The organism is Streptomyces sp. NPDC090108, from assembly GCF_044747185.1.
Lineage (GTDB): Bacteria > Actinomycetota > Actinomycetes > Streptomycetales > Streptomycetaceae > Streptomyces.
On record NZ_JBIVDQ010000002.1, the window covers coordinates 550,988 to 563,991 of the forward strand.

Genomic DNA, 13,004 nt, shown 5'->3' on the forward strand with positions numbered 1-13,004 from the left:
CCGACGGATGCACAGAACAACATGTGCACACCTGCGCAGGTGTGAGTACAGTGGGAGGGAGTCGACGCCGTCCCCACCGCCGAGGACCGCTCCCATGTTCTTCGTCCTGCGTGACCGCACCTACCGCCACCTCTTCACCGCCCAGGTCATCGCCCTGACCGGCACCGGCCTGGCCACCGTCGCGCTCGGTCTGCTGGCCTACGACATCGCGGGCGCCGACGCGGGGTCGGTCCTCGGCACGGCGCTGGCGATCAAGATGGTGGCGTACGTCGTCATCGCCCCGGCCGTGAGCGCGGTCGCCGGCCGGCTGCCGCGCCGGGTGCTGATGGCCGGCTCGGACCTGGTCCGGGCCGCTGTGGCCGTGGCCCTGCCGTTCGTGGACCAGGTGTGGCAGGTGTACGTCCTGATCTTCCTGCTCCAGGCCGCGTCCGCCGCCTTCACTCCGACGTTCCAGGCCGTCGTCCCCGACGTGCTGCCCGCCGAACGGGACTACACCCAGGCCCTGTCGCTGTCCCGGCTCGCCTACGACCTGGAGAGCCTGTTCAGCCCGGCCCTCGCCGCCGCGCTCCTGTCCGTGGTCACGTACAACTGGCTGTTCCTCGGCACCGTCGCCGGTTTCCTCGGCTCGGCGGCGCTGGTGGTCTCCGCGGTCCTGCCGAAACCCCGGGCCGCCGACGGGCCGGGCGCCGGCTCCGGCCGGCCGAAGGCCACCGCCGGCGCCCGCCTCTTCCTCGCCACGCCCCGGCTGCGGGCCCTGCTCGCCCTCGACCTCGCGGTGGCGGCCGCGAGCGCGACGGTCACGGTCGACAGCGTCGTCTACGTCCGTCACGTCCTGGGCCGCGGCCCGGCCGACGTGTCCCTCGCCCTCGGCGCGTACGGCGGCGGTTCCATGGCCGTCGCGCTCATGCTGCCCCGGGTGCTGGAGAAGCTCTCCGACCGGACGGTGATGCTGCGCGGAGCCCTGGTCCTCACGCTCGCGTTCGCCGGGCTCGGCGCGGTGACCGCCGGCGGGGGCGCCTGGCGCTGGCCCGCGCTCCTCGCCGTCTGGGCCGTGTTCGGCGGGGCCTGCTCGATGGTGCTCACGCCGACGGGGCGGCTGATCCGCCGGTCGGCGCCGCCCGAGGGCCTCGCGGCCGCGTTCGCCGCGCAGTTCTCGCTCTCCCACAGCTGCTGGCTGCTGACGTACCCGCTGGCCGGCTGGCTCGGAGCCGCGGCGGGCCTGGCACCGGCCGTGGCCGCCCTGGGCGCGATCGCCCTCGCCGCCGCCCTGACGGCAGCCCGCCTGTGGCCCGCCCGGGAACCGGCGGCCACCGAACACGAACACACCGGCCTCCACCCCGGCCACCCCCACCTCGCCGGCGCGGTACGCGTGGGCGACACCTGGCGCCACAGCCACAGCCACAGCCGGGTGGGCGACGTCCTGCACGCGGGACGCTGAGCCGGTGGCGAGAGAGAGGTCCGGCGGTCGGTCGGCGGCGGCAAGCGCTGCTCAGCCCTTCGGGACCACCTTTTCTGCGACCTTCGGAGCCCCGGTCAGGTTCCAGGTCGTACCGCGTCGTCAGTCGTCCCCACTAGAGTCCCGCCATGGTCATGGAAAGCGTCTTACGTGGATACCTGCTCGAAGAAGTCGTTGCGTGGCTTCTGCGTTCGAGCGGGTACGAGTTGCTCGCCGAGGCGGACGACAAGGAGACGAACCCCGTACACCGAGTGCTCGAAAAACGGCACAACGGGCTGGCCGTGCGCGGCAGAGGCGCGTGGCATCAGGCCGATGCGCTCGGGGAGTTCCGCTATGTGCCGCCCTTCTCCCTGCCGGTGAGACTGTTCGCCGAGGCGAAGTTCACCGGCAGGAACGTCGGGCTGCCGACGGTGCGCAACGGCCACGGCATCGTGCACGACGTCAACGAGAACGTGGTCACCTCGCTGTACGGATCAGCTCCCAGCAGGCCCAGACCGCGCTACCGCTACAACTACGCCATCTTCTCGACCGCCGGCTTCAGCCGGGACGCCCAGGAGTACGCGCTGGCCCACCAGATCTCGCTCGTCGACCTGTCCATGCCCGACTTCGCCGGGCTGCGGAATCTGGTTTCGGTCGCCGCACGGCGGGTTCACGCAGTGCTCGACGCCCTCCCGCCCAAACAGCGGCCCCAGGCCTACGCGATCCGCAGTCACCTGCGCCAACGCCTGCTTGCTTTGGTCGACGACCACGCATACATGAGGCACTCGCCCGACAGTCAGCCCAGGCTGCCGTCGGCACTGGCCGAGCCGCTCGACGAGGTCGCCGGGCAACTGAGCAGCCGGCAGACGGCAGGTCTCGTCCTCGCTTTTCCGTCCGCCCCCTTCGTTCTCGGTCTGGCCTCGGAGAACCTCCGTGCCTTCGTCGACTACGCACGCCGGAATCCGACCCACACGGTGCACCTGCGCAGGCTTCCGCAGGGAGCCTCCCACCCGGTGTGGCAGGTCCGTCCCGCTGACGAGCCCGGCGCCTACGCGATGACGTTCAGCCTGCCCGAGCAGGTCGATTCCTGGATCCGGGCACAGGAGGAGACCGTCAACGACAGGGCCCGCTGGATCAAACGGAACGTGCTGTCGACCATGACGGTCTACTGGCTGGACGGCGAGCACGCTCTCACTTTTCAGCTGCGCTACGCCCCGGAGGAGCTGCGCCGGTGACCGGCCAGGGGCGATACGGCGACATGCGTGGGCCCGGGGGCGGAGTGGCTTCGTACCCGGATGCCCGCTCCAGGTGACGTTCCGCATGCCCCGCCCGCGGGCCTGCCGCCGCGCGAACCTCCGGGGGGCGGCCTAGATTGGTGGCGACATCGCTGGGAGGTCAGTCATGCGGCACACCGTCACCGTCGCGGGGCCGGCGGCGCCCGACGTGGTCTGGGACCGGTACGCGGAGTACGCCCGGTGGGCCCACTGGGCACCGCACCTGCGCGCCGTCGAGACGGAGGGCGACCGGATCCTGCCGGGTGCGCGGGGCGAAGTGAAGGTCGCGGGGGTGCTGCCCGGCCGCTTCCTGGTCACCGAGGTCGACCGGCCGAAGGGCGTCTGGACCTGGCAGCTCGTGTTCCTGGGCATCCCCGTCAGGGTGGGGCACACGATCGAGCCGCACGGTACGGGCACCCGGGTCGTCGTGGACCTCACGGCCGCCTGCCCGGTGCCCCTCGTGTACGCCCCCATGGTCGACTGGGCCCTCCACCGCCTCACCCGCGTCTGACGGGGACCTCGTGCCCGGCGCCGTACCCCTTGACCTTGCCCCCAGGGGCAACGTCTAGGGTCCTCGCGGGTGATGGCATGAGAATCGGTGAAGTCGCGCGACGCGCGGGCGTGACGGTCAAGGCGGTCCGCTACTACGAGTCCCTGGGGCTGATCGCCCCCGCGCGGCTCCCCAACGGTTACCGGGACTATTCCGAGCGGGACGCCCGGATGGTGTCCGAGGTCCGGGCGCTCAACCGGCTGGGGATCCCGGCCGAGCGGACGCGGCCCTTCCTCGACTGCCTGGCCGCGGGCCGGGACCGCGCGGACGACTGCCCGTCCTCGCTCGCCGGTTACCGCGACGCCATCGACGACCTGACCGCGCGGATCGAGGCGCTGACGGTCCGTCGTACGACGCTGATCCGGCAGCTTCGGGACGCCGCCCACCGCGCCGGCCCCGCCGACCGGTCCGGCGACACCGGCCCCGCTTTCCGGTCCGGCGTCACCGGCCCCGCTTTCCGGTCCGGCGTCACCGGCCCCGCTTTCCGGTCCGGCGTCACCGGCCCCGCTTTCCGGTCTGGCGACACCGACACCGACACCGACACCGACACCGACACCGACACCGACACCGACATCGAGAACGAGGACGTCTTGGACCACCTGACCCGGCTTCCCGCAGGGCTGCCCGTCCCCGAGGACGACGGCGCCGCCGACCACCTCACGTGCCTCGCGCTGCCCGGCCTGGACCTCGCCTCCACCGCCGGTGGCGACGTCGCGCTGCACGCGCTCGGCGAGGGCCGCAGCGTGCTCTACGTCTACCCGCTCACGGGGCGGCCCGACACGGACCTCCCGGACGGCTGGGACAACATCCCGGGCGCCCGGGGCTGTACGGCGCAGGCGTGCGACTTCCGCGACCACCACGCCGAACTCGTCGCCGCGGGCGCGGCCGGGGTGTACGGCCTGTCCAGCCAGGACACCGCGTACCAGCGCGAGGTCACCGACCGGCTGAGGCTCCCGTTCGCGATGCTCTCCGACCCGGGCCTGCGTCTCGCGGAACTCATCGGACTGCCCACCTTCGAGGCGGCGGGAACGACGCTCCACCGGCGCATCACCCTGATCGTCCGCGACGGCGTGATCGAGCACGTCTTCTACCCGGTCTTCCCGCCCGACCGGCACGCCCGGCAGGTGCTGAGCTGGCTCACGGAACACCCCGCCTGAGCGCACCGGGGCGGCCGAGCCGATTCCCGCCGCCCGCGGTGAACGCCGCCTCCCCGTGGCAGTCCCGCCGCCCGCGGCGAACCCCGTATCCCCGCAGCAGCCCCGCCGGGCCCCGCAGCCCCGCCGGGCCGCGCGCACCCGCCCCCCGACCGGCCTCCTGTGGCCGCGCCCGCACTTCTATAGGCTGATCACGTGGGTACAGCACAGGGCCGGGACGGCGACGCGGGACGGTCGCAGAGGGCGGAGCTGGGGTCCTTCGCCACGCAGCTGCGCAGGATGAACGGCGAGATCAACCGGCTGGTGCAGGCGTACGCCGGCGACCAGGGGCTGCACCCCACCGATGTCCAGGCGCTGGCGGCGATCCTCGACGCGGACGAGCCCATGACGCCGGGCCGGCTGCGCGAGCACCTCGGCCTGACCTCGGGAGCGGTGACCGCGTGCGTGGACCGGCTCGAACGTGCCGGCCACATCCGCCGTGTCCGCGAGAGCGCCGACCGCCGGGTGGTGCACCTGCACTACGACGAGGGCGCGCGGGCGGCGGCCCGTACCCACTTCCGTCCGCTCGCCGAGGCGACCGAGGCCGCGCTCGCCCGGTTCGACGGAGCGGACCGCGCCGTGGCACTGCGTTTCCTCACGGCCATGAACGAGGAACTCTCCCGCATCCGCTGACGCTTCAGGAGCAGAAGGACAGGTGTCCGCCCAACCACGCGGACCACGTATATCTTGATGATTGAGATTGTTTTTCATTGAGACAGTGCGTTACCTTCCGAACCTGGAGAGAGATGGCCGCCAAGTCCGCCCGCTTCCTCGTCCCCTTCGCGCTGCTCGCCGTCTGGCTGGCGGTGGGCGCCTTCCTCGGCCCGTTCGCCGGGCGTCTTGGCGAGGTCTCCACCAACGACCAGGCCGCCTTCCTGCCCCGCAGCGCCGAGTCCACCCGGGTCGCCGAGCAGCAGCGGGCCTTCCGGCAGGACGAGACGCTGCCGGTGATCGTCGTATGGACCACCCAGGGCACCGCCGCGCCCGCGCGGGCCGCCCAGGCCACCCGGGCCCTCGCCTCCCTCGCCGGGACACCGGGCGTCGTCGGACGGCCCTCGCCGGCGCTGCCGTCCGAGGACGGCCGGGCCCTGGAGGGCGTCGTGGCTCTCCGCCCCGACCTGGGGAAACGGCTCCCGGACACCCTCGACGGCATCCGCGCCGCCGCCCGGCACGTCGACGGCGCCACCGTGCAGCTCGCCGGTCCGGCCGCGACCCAGGCCGACCTCGGTGACGCCTTCGCCGGCATCGACGGCCTGCTGCTCGGCGTTGCGCTCGTCACCGTCCTGCTGATCCTCCTGCTCGTCTACCGCAGTGTGCTGCTCCCGCTCGTGGTCATCCTCGGCGCCGTCTTCGCCCTCGGCCTCGCCTGTGCCGTCGTGTACGTCCTCGCCGACCACGGGGTCGTCCGCGTCGACGGACAGGTGCAGGGGATCCTCTCGATCCTGGTCATCGGCGCGGCCACCGACTACGCGCTGCTCCTCAGCGCCCGCTTCCGTGAGGAACTGACCCGCCACCCCGACCGGTTCACCGCCGTCCGGGCCGCGCTGAGGCAGTCGTGGGGCCCGGTCACCGCCAGCGCCGCCACCGTCGCCCTCGCCCTGATCGCCCTGCTGCTCAGCGACCTGACGAACAACCGTGCGCTCGGACCCGTCGGCGCCATCGGCATCGTCTGCGCCCTGCTGAGCACGCTGACGTTCCTGCCCGCCGTCCTCGTCCTGCTCGGCCGCGGCGCCTACTGGCCCAGGAGGCCCAGCGCGGGCGACGACGCCGAGACCGCGCACCGGCTGTGGCGACGCGTCGCCGCCGCCGTGGACCGCTCGCCGCGCAGGATCTGGGCGGTCTGCCTCGTCGGGCTCCTCGCGGCGGCCGCGTTCGCGCCGAGTCTCGCCTCCAAGGGCGTTCCGCTGTCCGAGACGTTCGTGAACGACGCGCCGTCGGTCGCCGCCCAGGACACCCTCGACCGCCACTTCCCCGGCGGCTCCGGCAACCCCGCCGTGGTCGTGACCGACGCCGCGGGTCTGCCGCGGGTCCTCGCCGCGGCCCGCGCCACCGACGGCGTCGCCTCCGCCACCGCCGTCACCGCGGGCGGACGCCCGGGAACGGGGGCACCCCTGGTGGCGGGCGGCCGGGCCCTCGTCGACGTCACCCTGCGCGCGTCCGCCGACAGCGACGACGCCAGGGCCGCCGTCGGGCGGCTGCGCACCTCCGTGCACGCGGTGCCCGGCGCCCACGCCCTGGTCGGCGGCTACACCGCACAGCTCGACGACACCCTGCGCACCGCGGAACGGGACCGCTCGCTGATCGTCCCCGTCGTCCTCGCCGTCATCTTCGTCATCCTGGCGGCGCTGCTGCGCTCGCTGCTCATGCCGGTCCTGCTCGTGGCCACCGTCGCGCTCAACTTCTTCGCCACGCTCGGCGTCTCGTCCCTCGTGTTCCGGCACGTGTTCGGCTTCAGCGGCACCGACCCCTCCGTCCCCCTGTACGGCTTCGTGTTCCTGGTGGCGCTCGGCGTCGACTACAACATCTTCCTGATGTCCCGGGTCCGGGAGGAGTCGCTGAGGCACGGGGTGCGCGAGGGCGTGACCCGCGGACTGGTGTCGACCGGCGGGGTGATCACGGCGGCCGGCGTGGTGCTGGCGGCGACGTTCGCCGCGCTCGGCGTCATCCCCCTGGCCTTCCTGGTCCAGATCGCCTTCATCGTCGCCTTCGGCGTCCTGCTCGACACCCTGGTCGTGCGGTCCCTGCTGGTGCCCGCCCTGGTCCGGGACATCGGCGCCCTCGCCTGGTGGCCGGGACGGCTGAGCCGGGGTGCGCGGGAGCAGGAGCCCGCGCGGGACGGGAGCGGGATGGAGGCCGTGCGCTGACACGGCGGATGGAGGCCGTGCGCTGACACGGCGGCGCGGGCCGGGGGCGCACGCGGGTCACACAGCGCACGCGGGTCCTACAGCGCACCCCCGGTCCGGGACGCACGCGCGTGCGCCCCGGACCGGCTGTCCGGACCCGCGTCCGGTCGTCCCGGACCCGCGTCCGGTCCGCTCAGGCCCGCGTCCGTTCGGCCTTGTGGAGTTCGGCGGTGAACTGGGCTCCGGCCAGCAGCGCGAGATTGGACAGCCAGAGCCAGATGAGGAACACCACGATGCCGGCGAGCGAGCCGTACAGGCGGCTGTAGGTACCGAGCAGCGACGCGTACACGGCGAACCCGGCGGAGACGATCAGCCACAGGGCCGCCGCCAGAGCGCCGCCGGGCAGGCTGTGGCCCCGACGGCGGGCGGGCGGCGGCCCCGTGTGGAACACGACGACCACGAGCACCGCCACCAGCGAGACCAGCAGGGGCCAGCGGATCACGCCCCACACCAGCGGCACGCTGCCGTCCGCGTGCAACAGCCGCCCGATCGTCTCCACGACGGGTCCGCTCAGCATCAGCACCAGCGCGCTGACCAGCAGCAGCGCGAGCAGGACCAGCGCGGTGCCGACGATCCGGTGGGCCTTGCGCCAGGGCGAACGGCGGTCGGGGATGCGGTACATGTGGTGCAGGGCGCGGCGGAACACGGCGAGGTAGCTGCACGCCGACCACAGCGCGCTCGCGATGCCGCCGCCGAGCAGCGTCCACGCCGTGGACCGCTGCGGGACCATCCGGGCCAGCGCGTCGTGCAGTTCGGCGCCGGACTGGGCCGGCGCGTAGTGCGTGACGCGGGCGACGAACTCCTGGGCGGTGCCCGGGCTTATCAGCCCGAAGGCCAGCACGGTGACCAGCAGGGCCGGCAGGACCGTCAGTATGGCGTAGTAGGTCAGCGCGGCCGCGTAGTCGGTGATGTCGTCGTTCCACATCGTCACGGGGGTTCTGCGCAGGGCGGATCCCCAGGTACGGGCGGGACGGGCGAGCGAGCGGCACGTGCGGTCGCGCGAGGGCGTACGGGAGTCAGCGGACACGCGGCATCCCGTGGGAACGGCCGGTGAAGCGGACGCGGACGTCGAGCGGGTACGGGGCGAGGAGACGGTCGGCTTCGGTCACGGCCTTCTTCAGGTGTTCGGTCACGGCATCGGGGGGCACCTGCGGAGCCAACCACACCCGCAGGCCCGCCCGCACATGCCCACGACGTGCGCGGACGCTCGTACGGCACCGGGTGACGCCGTCGGTCGCGGCCACCCGGGCGGCGAGCGCCTCCTCCAGGGCCCGGGTGCGCAGCACACCGCCCGGGACGGCCAGCGGTACGGGGGCGCGGCCGCCCACGCGCAGCCTGCCGAGGAGCCAGAAGGCGAGCAGCGCGGTGAGCAGCGATCCGGTGGCGACGACGGCGGGTGTCCACCAGCCGTGCGCCCGCAGGCCGGACAGGGCGGAGCGGTCGAGCAGCGTGCCGTCGGCCGCGGGAGCGGGCCACCAGGCGGGCAGGCGGCCGGCGAGGGGGGCGCGGCCCGTCGCGGGCCAGGCCCCGCCGAGGATCAGCGCGATTCCGAGGAGGCCCAGCAGGAGGCGGCGGGCCGCGGTCCGGGTCCGGTCCATCAGCCCTCACCTCCCGCCGGACGGCGGCGCGCGCGCACGGCTACGGGTACGGGTACCGGTGGCGCTGTGGCTGTGGCTGTGGCTGTGGCTGTGGCTGTGGCTGTGGCGGTCGCAGTCGCGGTCGCGGTGTCCGTCGCCGTCGCCTGGGCGGTCTCCGGTCCGGGGAGCGAGGGCCGCGGGCCCGGTCCGGGCGTCGCGGTCGTCCTCACGCTCACCCGCGGGGCGCGGCGCAGCAGGCAGCCGTCGACGGCACGGCAGGCTGCCGCCGTCGCCGACGCGTGCGCCCGGTCCCGGTCACCGAAGCCGAGCCGCGCCCGTACGAGGACACGACGGCGTCCCGCGCGTACCCGTACCGCTGTGACACCGGGCGTGGCGGCGACGGCGTCGCGGACCAGCGCGGCCACCGTGGAGCGGTCCACCACCGCGCTCGGCGCGCCGCCGTCGGCGAGCAGCGTCAGCCACCGCCGGCAGCCCGGCGTCGCCGCGAGCACGCACAGCCACACCCCGAGAGCGGCCATGCAGGCGCCGCCGACGACCACCGCCGTGTCCTGCGGGCCGTGCGTGGAGAGCCAGTTCACGGTGTGCGCCCGCCAGACGGCCGCCGGGCGGCCGGTGAGGTGGACCCGGAGCACGTCCGCGGTCACCGCGGCACTCGCGGCGGCGGCGAGCAGAGCGAGCACCGCCACGGGGGTGCCGCGGCCCGACCACAGGCGGCGCGGTGAACGGCGCGCCGGCCGGTCCCGGTCCGGGGACGCGGCTGGGTCGGCACCGGCTGGGTCGGCACCGGCGGGCGGGGGCACGGGAGAGGGCGCGGGGGAGTCCCCGTCCGCCGGGGGAGACGCGGCCGGGGACCTCCCCGACGTGATGCGCAGGCGGGTGACGGTCAGCCGGGGCGCCGGCACATCGAGCCCGGTGAGCCGGCCGGTGCGTTCGGCCACGTGCTGCCGCACGCGCTCGGCAGACTCGGCCAGGGGCGTGTCGTAGGGCAGGGTCACGCGCAGGTCCACCGCGGCCCGGCGCCCGTGGAGTTCCACGGACCCGACGGCCGAGGCGCCGGGCAGCGCCTCGCCCGCGGCGCGTTCGGCGATCCTGCGGACGGCCCTGTCCGCCACGACGAGGGTCCCGCGGCCGGCCGGGCCGGTCATCGGCGGCTCCGTTCGAACATCTCCCGCATCTCCCGCAGATCGTGGGTCCTGCCGCCGCCGTCCAGCCAGAGGCCGACGGCGAGACCGATCGCGCCGAGGGCGGCGACGAGCACGAAGGCCCCGAAGCCGCCGAAGTAACCCGCGAACGCCAGCGCCATGCCCGCTGCCATTCCGGTGAACGCCTTACTCATCTCTCATCCGTCCTCACATCGAAGTCCCCTCCGACGACTTGAACGCCCGTACGCGACGAACTCGCACTCCCGTGCGCCCGTATGCCCGTACGGCCTTGCACCCGAAGACCTCGGTCCGCGGCCGCGGCCGGCAGGTCCGGCCGGCCGCCGTGGCCCGGCCGTTCACTCCACGCGGGACTCCGTGGCGACGGAGGTGTCCTCGTCGTCGGGCAGGTGGACGTCGTTCACCGCGATGTTGACCTCCACCACCTCCAGGCCGGTGATCCGCTCCACCGCCGCGATCACGTTCTCGCGCACGTCGGAGGCGACATCCGCGATGGACACGCCGTACTCGACGACCAGATCGATGTCGAGAGCGGTCTGCCGCTCGCCCACCTCGACCTTCACGCCGCGGCCCACGTTGGGCCGTCCTCCCGGCACCCTGTCGCGCACCGCGCCGATGGTGCGGGAGAGGCCACCCCCCATGTCGTACACGCCGGGGATCTCCCGGGCCGCGATGCCCGCCACCTTGACGACGACGACATCGGCGATCGAGGTCCTGCCCCGCGACTGCGCGGGCTCGTTCACCCCCGTGGCGCCGAGGCTGACGTCCGTGCTGCCGGACGCCCGCTTGTCCAGCCGCGCGGGGGAAGGACCCTGGGACACCGGGGTCGTCTGCTGCGTGGTCATGGCCATACGTCCTCTCGTCGAGCGCGGTGAGGCTGCCGCCCCGATGCGCTGTCACTCGGTAGACACCGCCGGGCGGCGGTTGTGACGCGCCTGCCCGGAAAATCTTCAGCCGGACACCGTCCGGCACCCGTGACCGGCTTCTTCTCCGGGGCACGGACGCTCAATCCGCCCGACACGGAAGAACGGATGCGGCCGTCCGCCGAGGGGCTTACGGGGGAAGGCCCCCTCCGCGTGCGACGCTTGGCGGCGTGCCCCGGGCGACCGGGGCGACCCGCGTGACCTGCGCGACCGCGTGACGACCCGCCGGATCCGCCCGGGCCACGGACGTGGGCGTGACGGAAGTCCGGGCGTGTGCGTAACGGACGGGCCGCCCGGCGTGTCCAAGGAAGCAGAACCGACCCGTAACGGACGGCCGCCCGGCGTGTCCAAGGAAGCAGAACCGACCGACGAAGGGAGCCGCCCCGTGCCGGGGGACCCCACACCGACCGGACCGCCCGGCGAGGCGGACGGGCTGGACGACGCCCTGCTCACGGTGCGCGCGGGAGAGGGCGACGAGGAAGCCTTCGCCGTCCTGGTGCACCGTCACGCCCCCGCGCTCGTAAGGCTGGCCACGCAGCTGCTCGGCGACCAGGCGGAGGCGGAGGACGCCGTCCAGGACGCGTTCATCAGCGCCTGGCGGAAGCTGCCCGAGTTCCGCGGCCGTTCCTCCTTCGGCACCTGGCTGTACCGCATCGTCACCAACCGCTGCCTGAACGTCCTGCGCGCCCGCAGACCCCAGGCGCCGCTGGACGCGGTCGGGGAGATCGCCGCGCCCGAGTACACCGTCGCGCCCGACCGGATCGCCGAGGCCCGCGCCGCCGTACGGGACCTGAACCGCGAACTGGCCGGGCTCTCCGCCGAACAGCGCATCTGCTGGGTGCTGAGAGAATGGGACGGCCAGTCCTACGCATTCATCGCGGACACGGTCGGCATCACCCAGCAGGCCGTCCGCGCCCGCGTCTTCCGCGCCCGACGCCATCTGACCAACGCCTTGGGGGCCTGGCGATGACCACTCGTTTCCACCCGCCCGACACACCCCCGCCCCACGAGCCCGACGACGAGCGCCTGCCCTGCGGGCGCCTGCTCTCCGGGGTCTGGACCGCCTGGGAGGAGGGCGCCACCGACGAGCACCTGGACACCTGCCCCCACTGCCGGGCCGCGGTCGCCGAACTGGAGGACCTGGAACGGGCCGTCGAACAGCTCCGCGACGACACCCCGACGCCGGCCGACTACGACGCGGCGGCGCTCACCGAGCGCGTCATGAACGTGGTCCGGCTGGAACTGCGCCCGGGGCGGCCGCTGCCGCTGGGCGAGCCGGAGGAGGACATGTGGATCGTCGAGTCGGCGGCGGCCCGCACCCTGCGCGCGGCCGCCGAGCGGGAACCCGGCGTGCGCGCGGGATCCTGCCGGATCACCCCCGACGACGACGCCGGCACCGGCCTGGTCGCCGTCCGTCTCGGCATCCGGGCCCCGATGAGCGCACCCGACCTGCCCGGCCTCGCCGACCGGGTGCGCGAGCATGTCCGGCTGGCGGCGGACCGGAGCCTCGGTCTGAGGATCGCGGACATCGACGTGCACATCACCGATCTGACCGACACGCCGGACAGCGGCGAGAAGGGCCGCAGCCGATGACCCCGCCCACGCCCCCGTCCGTGCCCCCGCCCACGACCCCGCCCCTCGGTGACGCTCTCGCGCAGGCCGTGCGCGAGGTACCCGGGGTGGCCTTCCTCGCCCCCGGCCTGACCCACCGGCTCCGGGCGGCCCTCGACAGCACCGGCGGGGACCGCGCCTCCTGCGCCGGGGTACGGATGACCCGTTCCGCACGGACGGAACCCTGGAAGATCGACGTGCGCATCGTCATCCGCGCCCAGGCGCGGGCGCTGGACGTCACGCGCGCCACGCGGACCGCCGTCACCGCCTGCCTGGCCGGCGCCCGGCCCGCGGAGCCGGCACACGTCACGGTCACGGTGACGGGCGTCGTCTGACCGGCATCGTCCGACCGGCGTG

The 13,004-nt window shown here is 74.1% G+C and carries 14 protein-coding genes; 9 read left to right on the forward strand and 5 right to left on the reverse strand.

The window, feature by feature from the left end; all coding sequences use genetic code 11:
- Positions 1-94: 94 nt before the first annotated feature.
- From ACIPRD_RS07625 to ACIPRD_RS07650, 6 genes are all read left to right on the forward strand, one after another.
- Complete coding sequence (locus ACIPRD_RS07625) at positions 95-1,438, forward strand: MFS transporter (RefSeq protein ID WP_401560905.1); 1,344 nt, start codon at positions 95-97, stop codon at positions 1,436-1,438.
- Positions 1,439-1,590: 152 nt separating this feature from the next.
- Positions 1,591-2,670: a hypothetical protein gene (locus tag ACIPRD_RS07630; RefSeq protein WP_401560908.1), complete on the forward strand. Its 1,080-nt coding sequence runs from the start codon at positions 1,591-1,593 to the stop codon at positions 2,668-2,670.
- 166 nt (positions 2,671-2,836) lie between these two features.
- Entirely contained in the window at positions 2,837-3,220 is a 384-nt protein-coding gene (locus ACIPRD_RS07635) for an SRPBCC family protein (protein ID WP_356408492.1), read from the forward strand.
- A 77-nt stretch (positions 3,221-3,297) separates the two neighbouring features.
- Positions 3,298-4,416, forward strand: coding sequence for a MerR family DNA-binding transcriptional regulator (locus ACIPRD_RS07640; protein ID WP_401560910.1), 1,119 nt, complete (start codon positions 3,298-3,300; stop codon positions 4,414-4,416).
- A gap of 192 nt (positions 4,417-4,608) precedes the next feature.
- Positions 4,609-5,085 carry a helix-turn-helix domain-containing protein gene (locus ACIPRD_RS07645; protein WP_356408486.1) on the forward strand — a complete coding sequence of 159 codons (477 nt, stop codon included), beginning with the start codon at positions 4,609-4,611 and terminating at the stop codon, positions 5,083-5,085.
- Between the two features lie 113 nt (positions 5,086-5,198).
- Positions 5,199-7,316, forward strand: a complete 2,118-nt coding sequence (locus ACIPRD_RS07650; RefSeq protein ID WP_401560914.1) for an MMPL family transporter — start codon at positions 5,199-5,201, stop codon at positions 7,314-7,316.
- 172 nt (positions 7,317-7,488) lie between these two features.
- Here the strand turns inward: ACIPRD_RS07650 and ACIPRD_RS07655 are convergent, their stop codons facing one another.
- From ACIPRD_RS07655 to ACIPRD_RS07675, 5 genes are all read right to left on the reverse strand, one after another.
- Positions 7,489-8,382 (reverse strand): YihY/virulence factor BrkB family protein, encoded by an 894-nt coding sequence (locus ACIPRD_RS07655; protein ID WP_401560917.1) that lies wholly within the window; start codon positions 8,380-8,382, stop codon positions 7,489-7,491.
- Entirely contained in the window at positions 8,372-8,953 is a 582-nt protein-coding gene (locus ACIPRD_RS07660; RefSeq protein ID WP_401560919.1) for a hypothetical protein, read from the reverse strand. Before ACIPRD_RS07660 ends, ACIPRD_RS07655 begins: the two co-directional genes overlap by 11 nt.
- The gene (locus ACIPRD_RS07665) at positions 8,953-10,098 is read right to left on the reverse strand and encodes a DUF6286 domain-containing Asp23/Gls24 family envelope stress response protein (RefSeq protein ID WP_401560922.1); all 1,146 of its coding nucleotides are present in this window, start codon (positions 10,096-10,098) and stop codon (positions 8,953-8,955) included. Before ACIPRD_RS07665 ends, ACIPRD_RS07660 begins: the two co-directional genes overlap by 1 nt.
- A complete protein-coding gene (locus tag ACIPRD_RS07670; RefSeq protein ID WP_356408474.1) occupies positions 10,095-10,289 on the reverse strand; it encodes a hypothetical protein in 195 nt (64 codons plus the stop codon). The genes ACIPRD_RS07665 and ACIPRD_RS07670 overlap by 4 nt, the downstream gene beginning before the upstream one ends.
- Before the next feature lie 162 nt (positions 10,290-10,451).
- Positions 10,452-10,958: an Asp23/Gls24 family envelope stress response protein gene (locus ACIPRD_RS07675; RefSeq protein WP_356408471.1), complete on the reverse strand. Its 507-nt coding sequence runs from the start codon at positions 10,956-10,958 to the stop codon at positions 10,452-10,454.
- A 463-nt stretch (positions 10,959-11,421) separates the two neighbouring features.
- On the opposite strand from ACIPRD_RS07675, the gene ACIPRD_RS07680 reads away from it, so the two are divergent.
- The 3 genes from ACIPRD_RS07680 to ACIPRD_RS07690 are packed head-to-tail and all read left to right on the forward strand — an operon-like array spanning position 11,422 to position 12,982.
- Positions 11,422-12,006, forward strand: coding sequence for an RNA polymerase sigma factor (locus ACIPRD_RS07680; RefSeq protein WP_401561876.1), 585 nt, complete (start codon positions 11,422-11,424; stop codon positions 12,004-12,006).
- Positions 12,003-12,629 carry an Asp23/Gls24 family envelope stress response protein gene (locus ACIPRD_RS07685; RefSeq protein ID WP_401560925.1) on the forward strand — a complete coding sequence of 209 codons (627 nt, stop codon included), beginning with the start codon at positions 12,003-12,005 and terminating at the stop codon, positions 12,627-12,629. The genes ACIPRD_RS07680 and ACIPRD_RS07685 overlap by 4 nt, the downstream gene beginning before the upstream one ends.
- Positions 12,626-12,982 (forward strand): hypothetical protein, encoded by a 357-nt coding sequence (locus ACIPRD_RS07690; protein ID WP_401560928.1) that lies wholly within the window; start codon positions 12,626-12,628, stop codon positions 12,980-12,982. Before ACIPRD_RS07685 ends, ACIPRD_RS07690 begins: the two co-directional genes overlap by 4 nt.
- The last annotated feature ends 22 nt before the right edge of the window (positions 12,983-13,004 follow it).

Bases quoted from the DNA above. Each gene is read 5' to 3' on its own strand.
- ACIPRD_RS07625 (WP_401560905.1), top strand. From the start codon at position 95: ATGTTCTTCGTCCTGCGTGACCGCACCTACCGCCACCTCTTCACCGCC.
- ACIPRD_RS07675 (WP_356408471.1), bottom strand. From the start codon at position 10,958: ATGACCACGCAGCAGACGACCCCGGTGTCCCAGGGTCCTTCCCCCGCG.
- ACIPRD_RS07630 (WP_401560908.1), top strand. From the start codon at position 1,591: ATGGAAAGCGTCTTACGTGGATACCTGCTCGAAGAAGTCGTTGCGTGG.
- ACIPRD_RS07685 (WP_401560925.1), top strand. From the start codon at position 12,003: ATGACCACTCGTTTCCACCCGCCCGACACACCCCCGCCCCACGAGCCC.
- ACIPRD_RS07690 (WP_401560928.1), top strand. From the start codon at position 12,626: ATGACCCCGCCCACGCCCCCGTCCGTGCCCCCGCCCACGACCCCGCCC.
- ACIPRD_RS07665 (WP_401560922.1), bottom strand. From the start codon at position 10,098: ATGACCGGCCCGGCCGGCCGCGGGACCCTCGTCGTGGCGGACAGGGCC.
- ACIPRD_RS07635 (WP_356408492.1), top strand. From the start codon at position 2,837: ATGCGGCACACCGTCACCGTCGCGGGGCCGGCGGCGCCCGACGTGGTC.
- ACIPRD_RS07640 (WP_401560910.1), top strand. From the start codon at position 3,298: ATGAGAATCGGTGAAGTCGCGCGACGCGCGGGCGTGACGGTCAAGGCG.
- ACIPRD_RS07660 (WP_401560919.1), bottom strand. From the start codon at position 8,953: ATGGACCGGACCCGGACCGCGGCCCGCCGCCTCCTGCTGGGCCTCCTC.
- ACIPRD_RS07650 (WP_401560914.1), top strand. From the start codon at position 5,199: ATGGCCGCCAAGTCCGCCCGCTTCCTCGTCCCCTTCGCGCTGCTCGCC.
- ACIPRD_RS07670 (WP_356408474.1), bottom strand. From the start codon at position 10,289: ATGAGTAAGGCGTTCACCGGAATGGCAGCGGGCATGGCGCTGGCGTTC.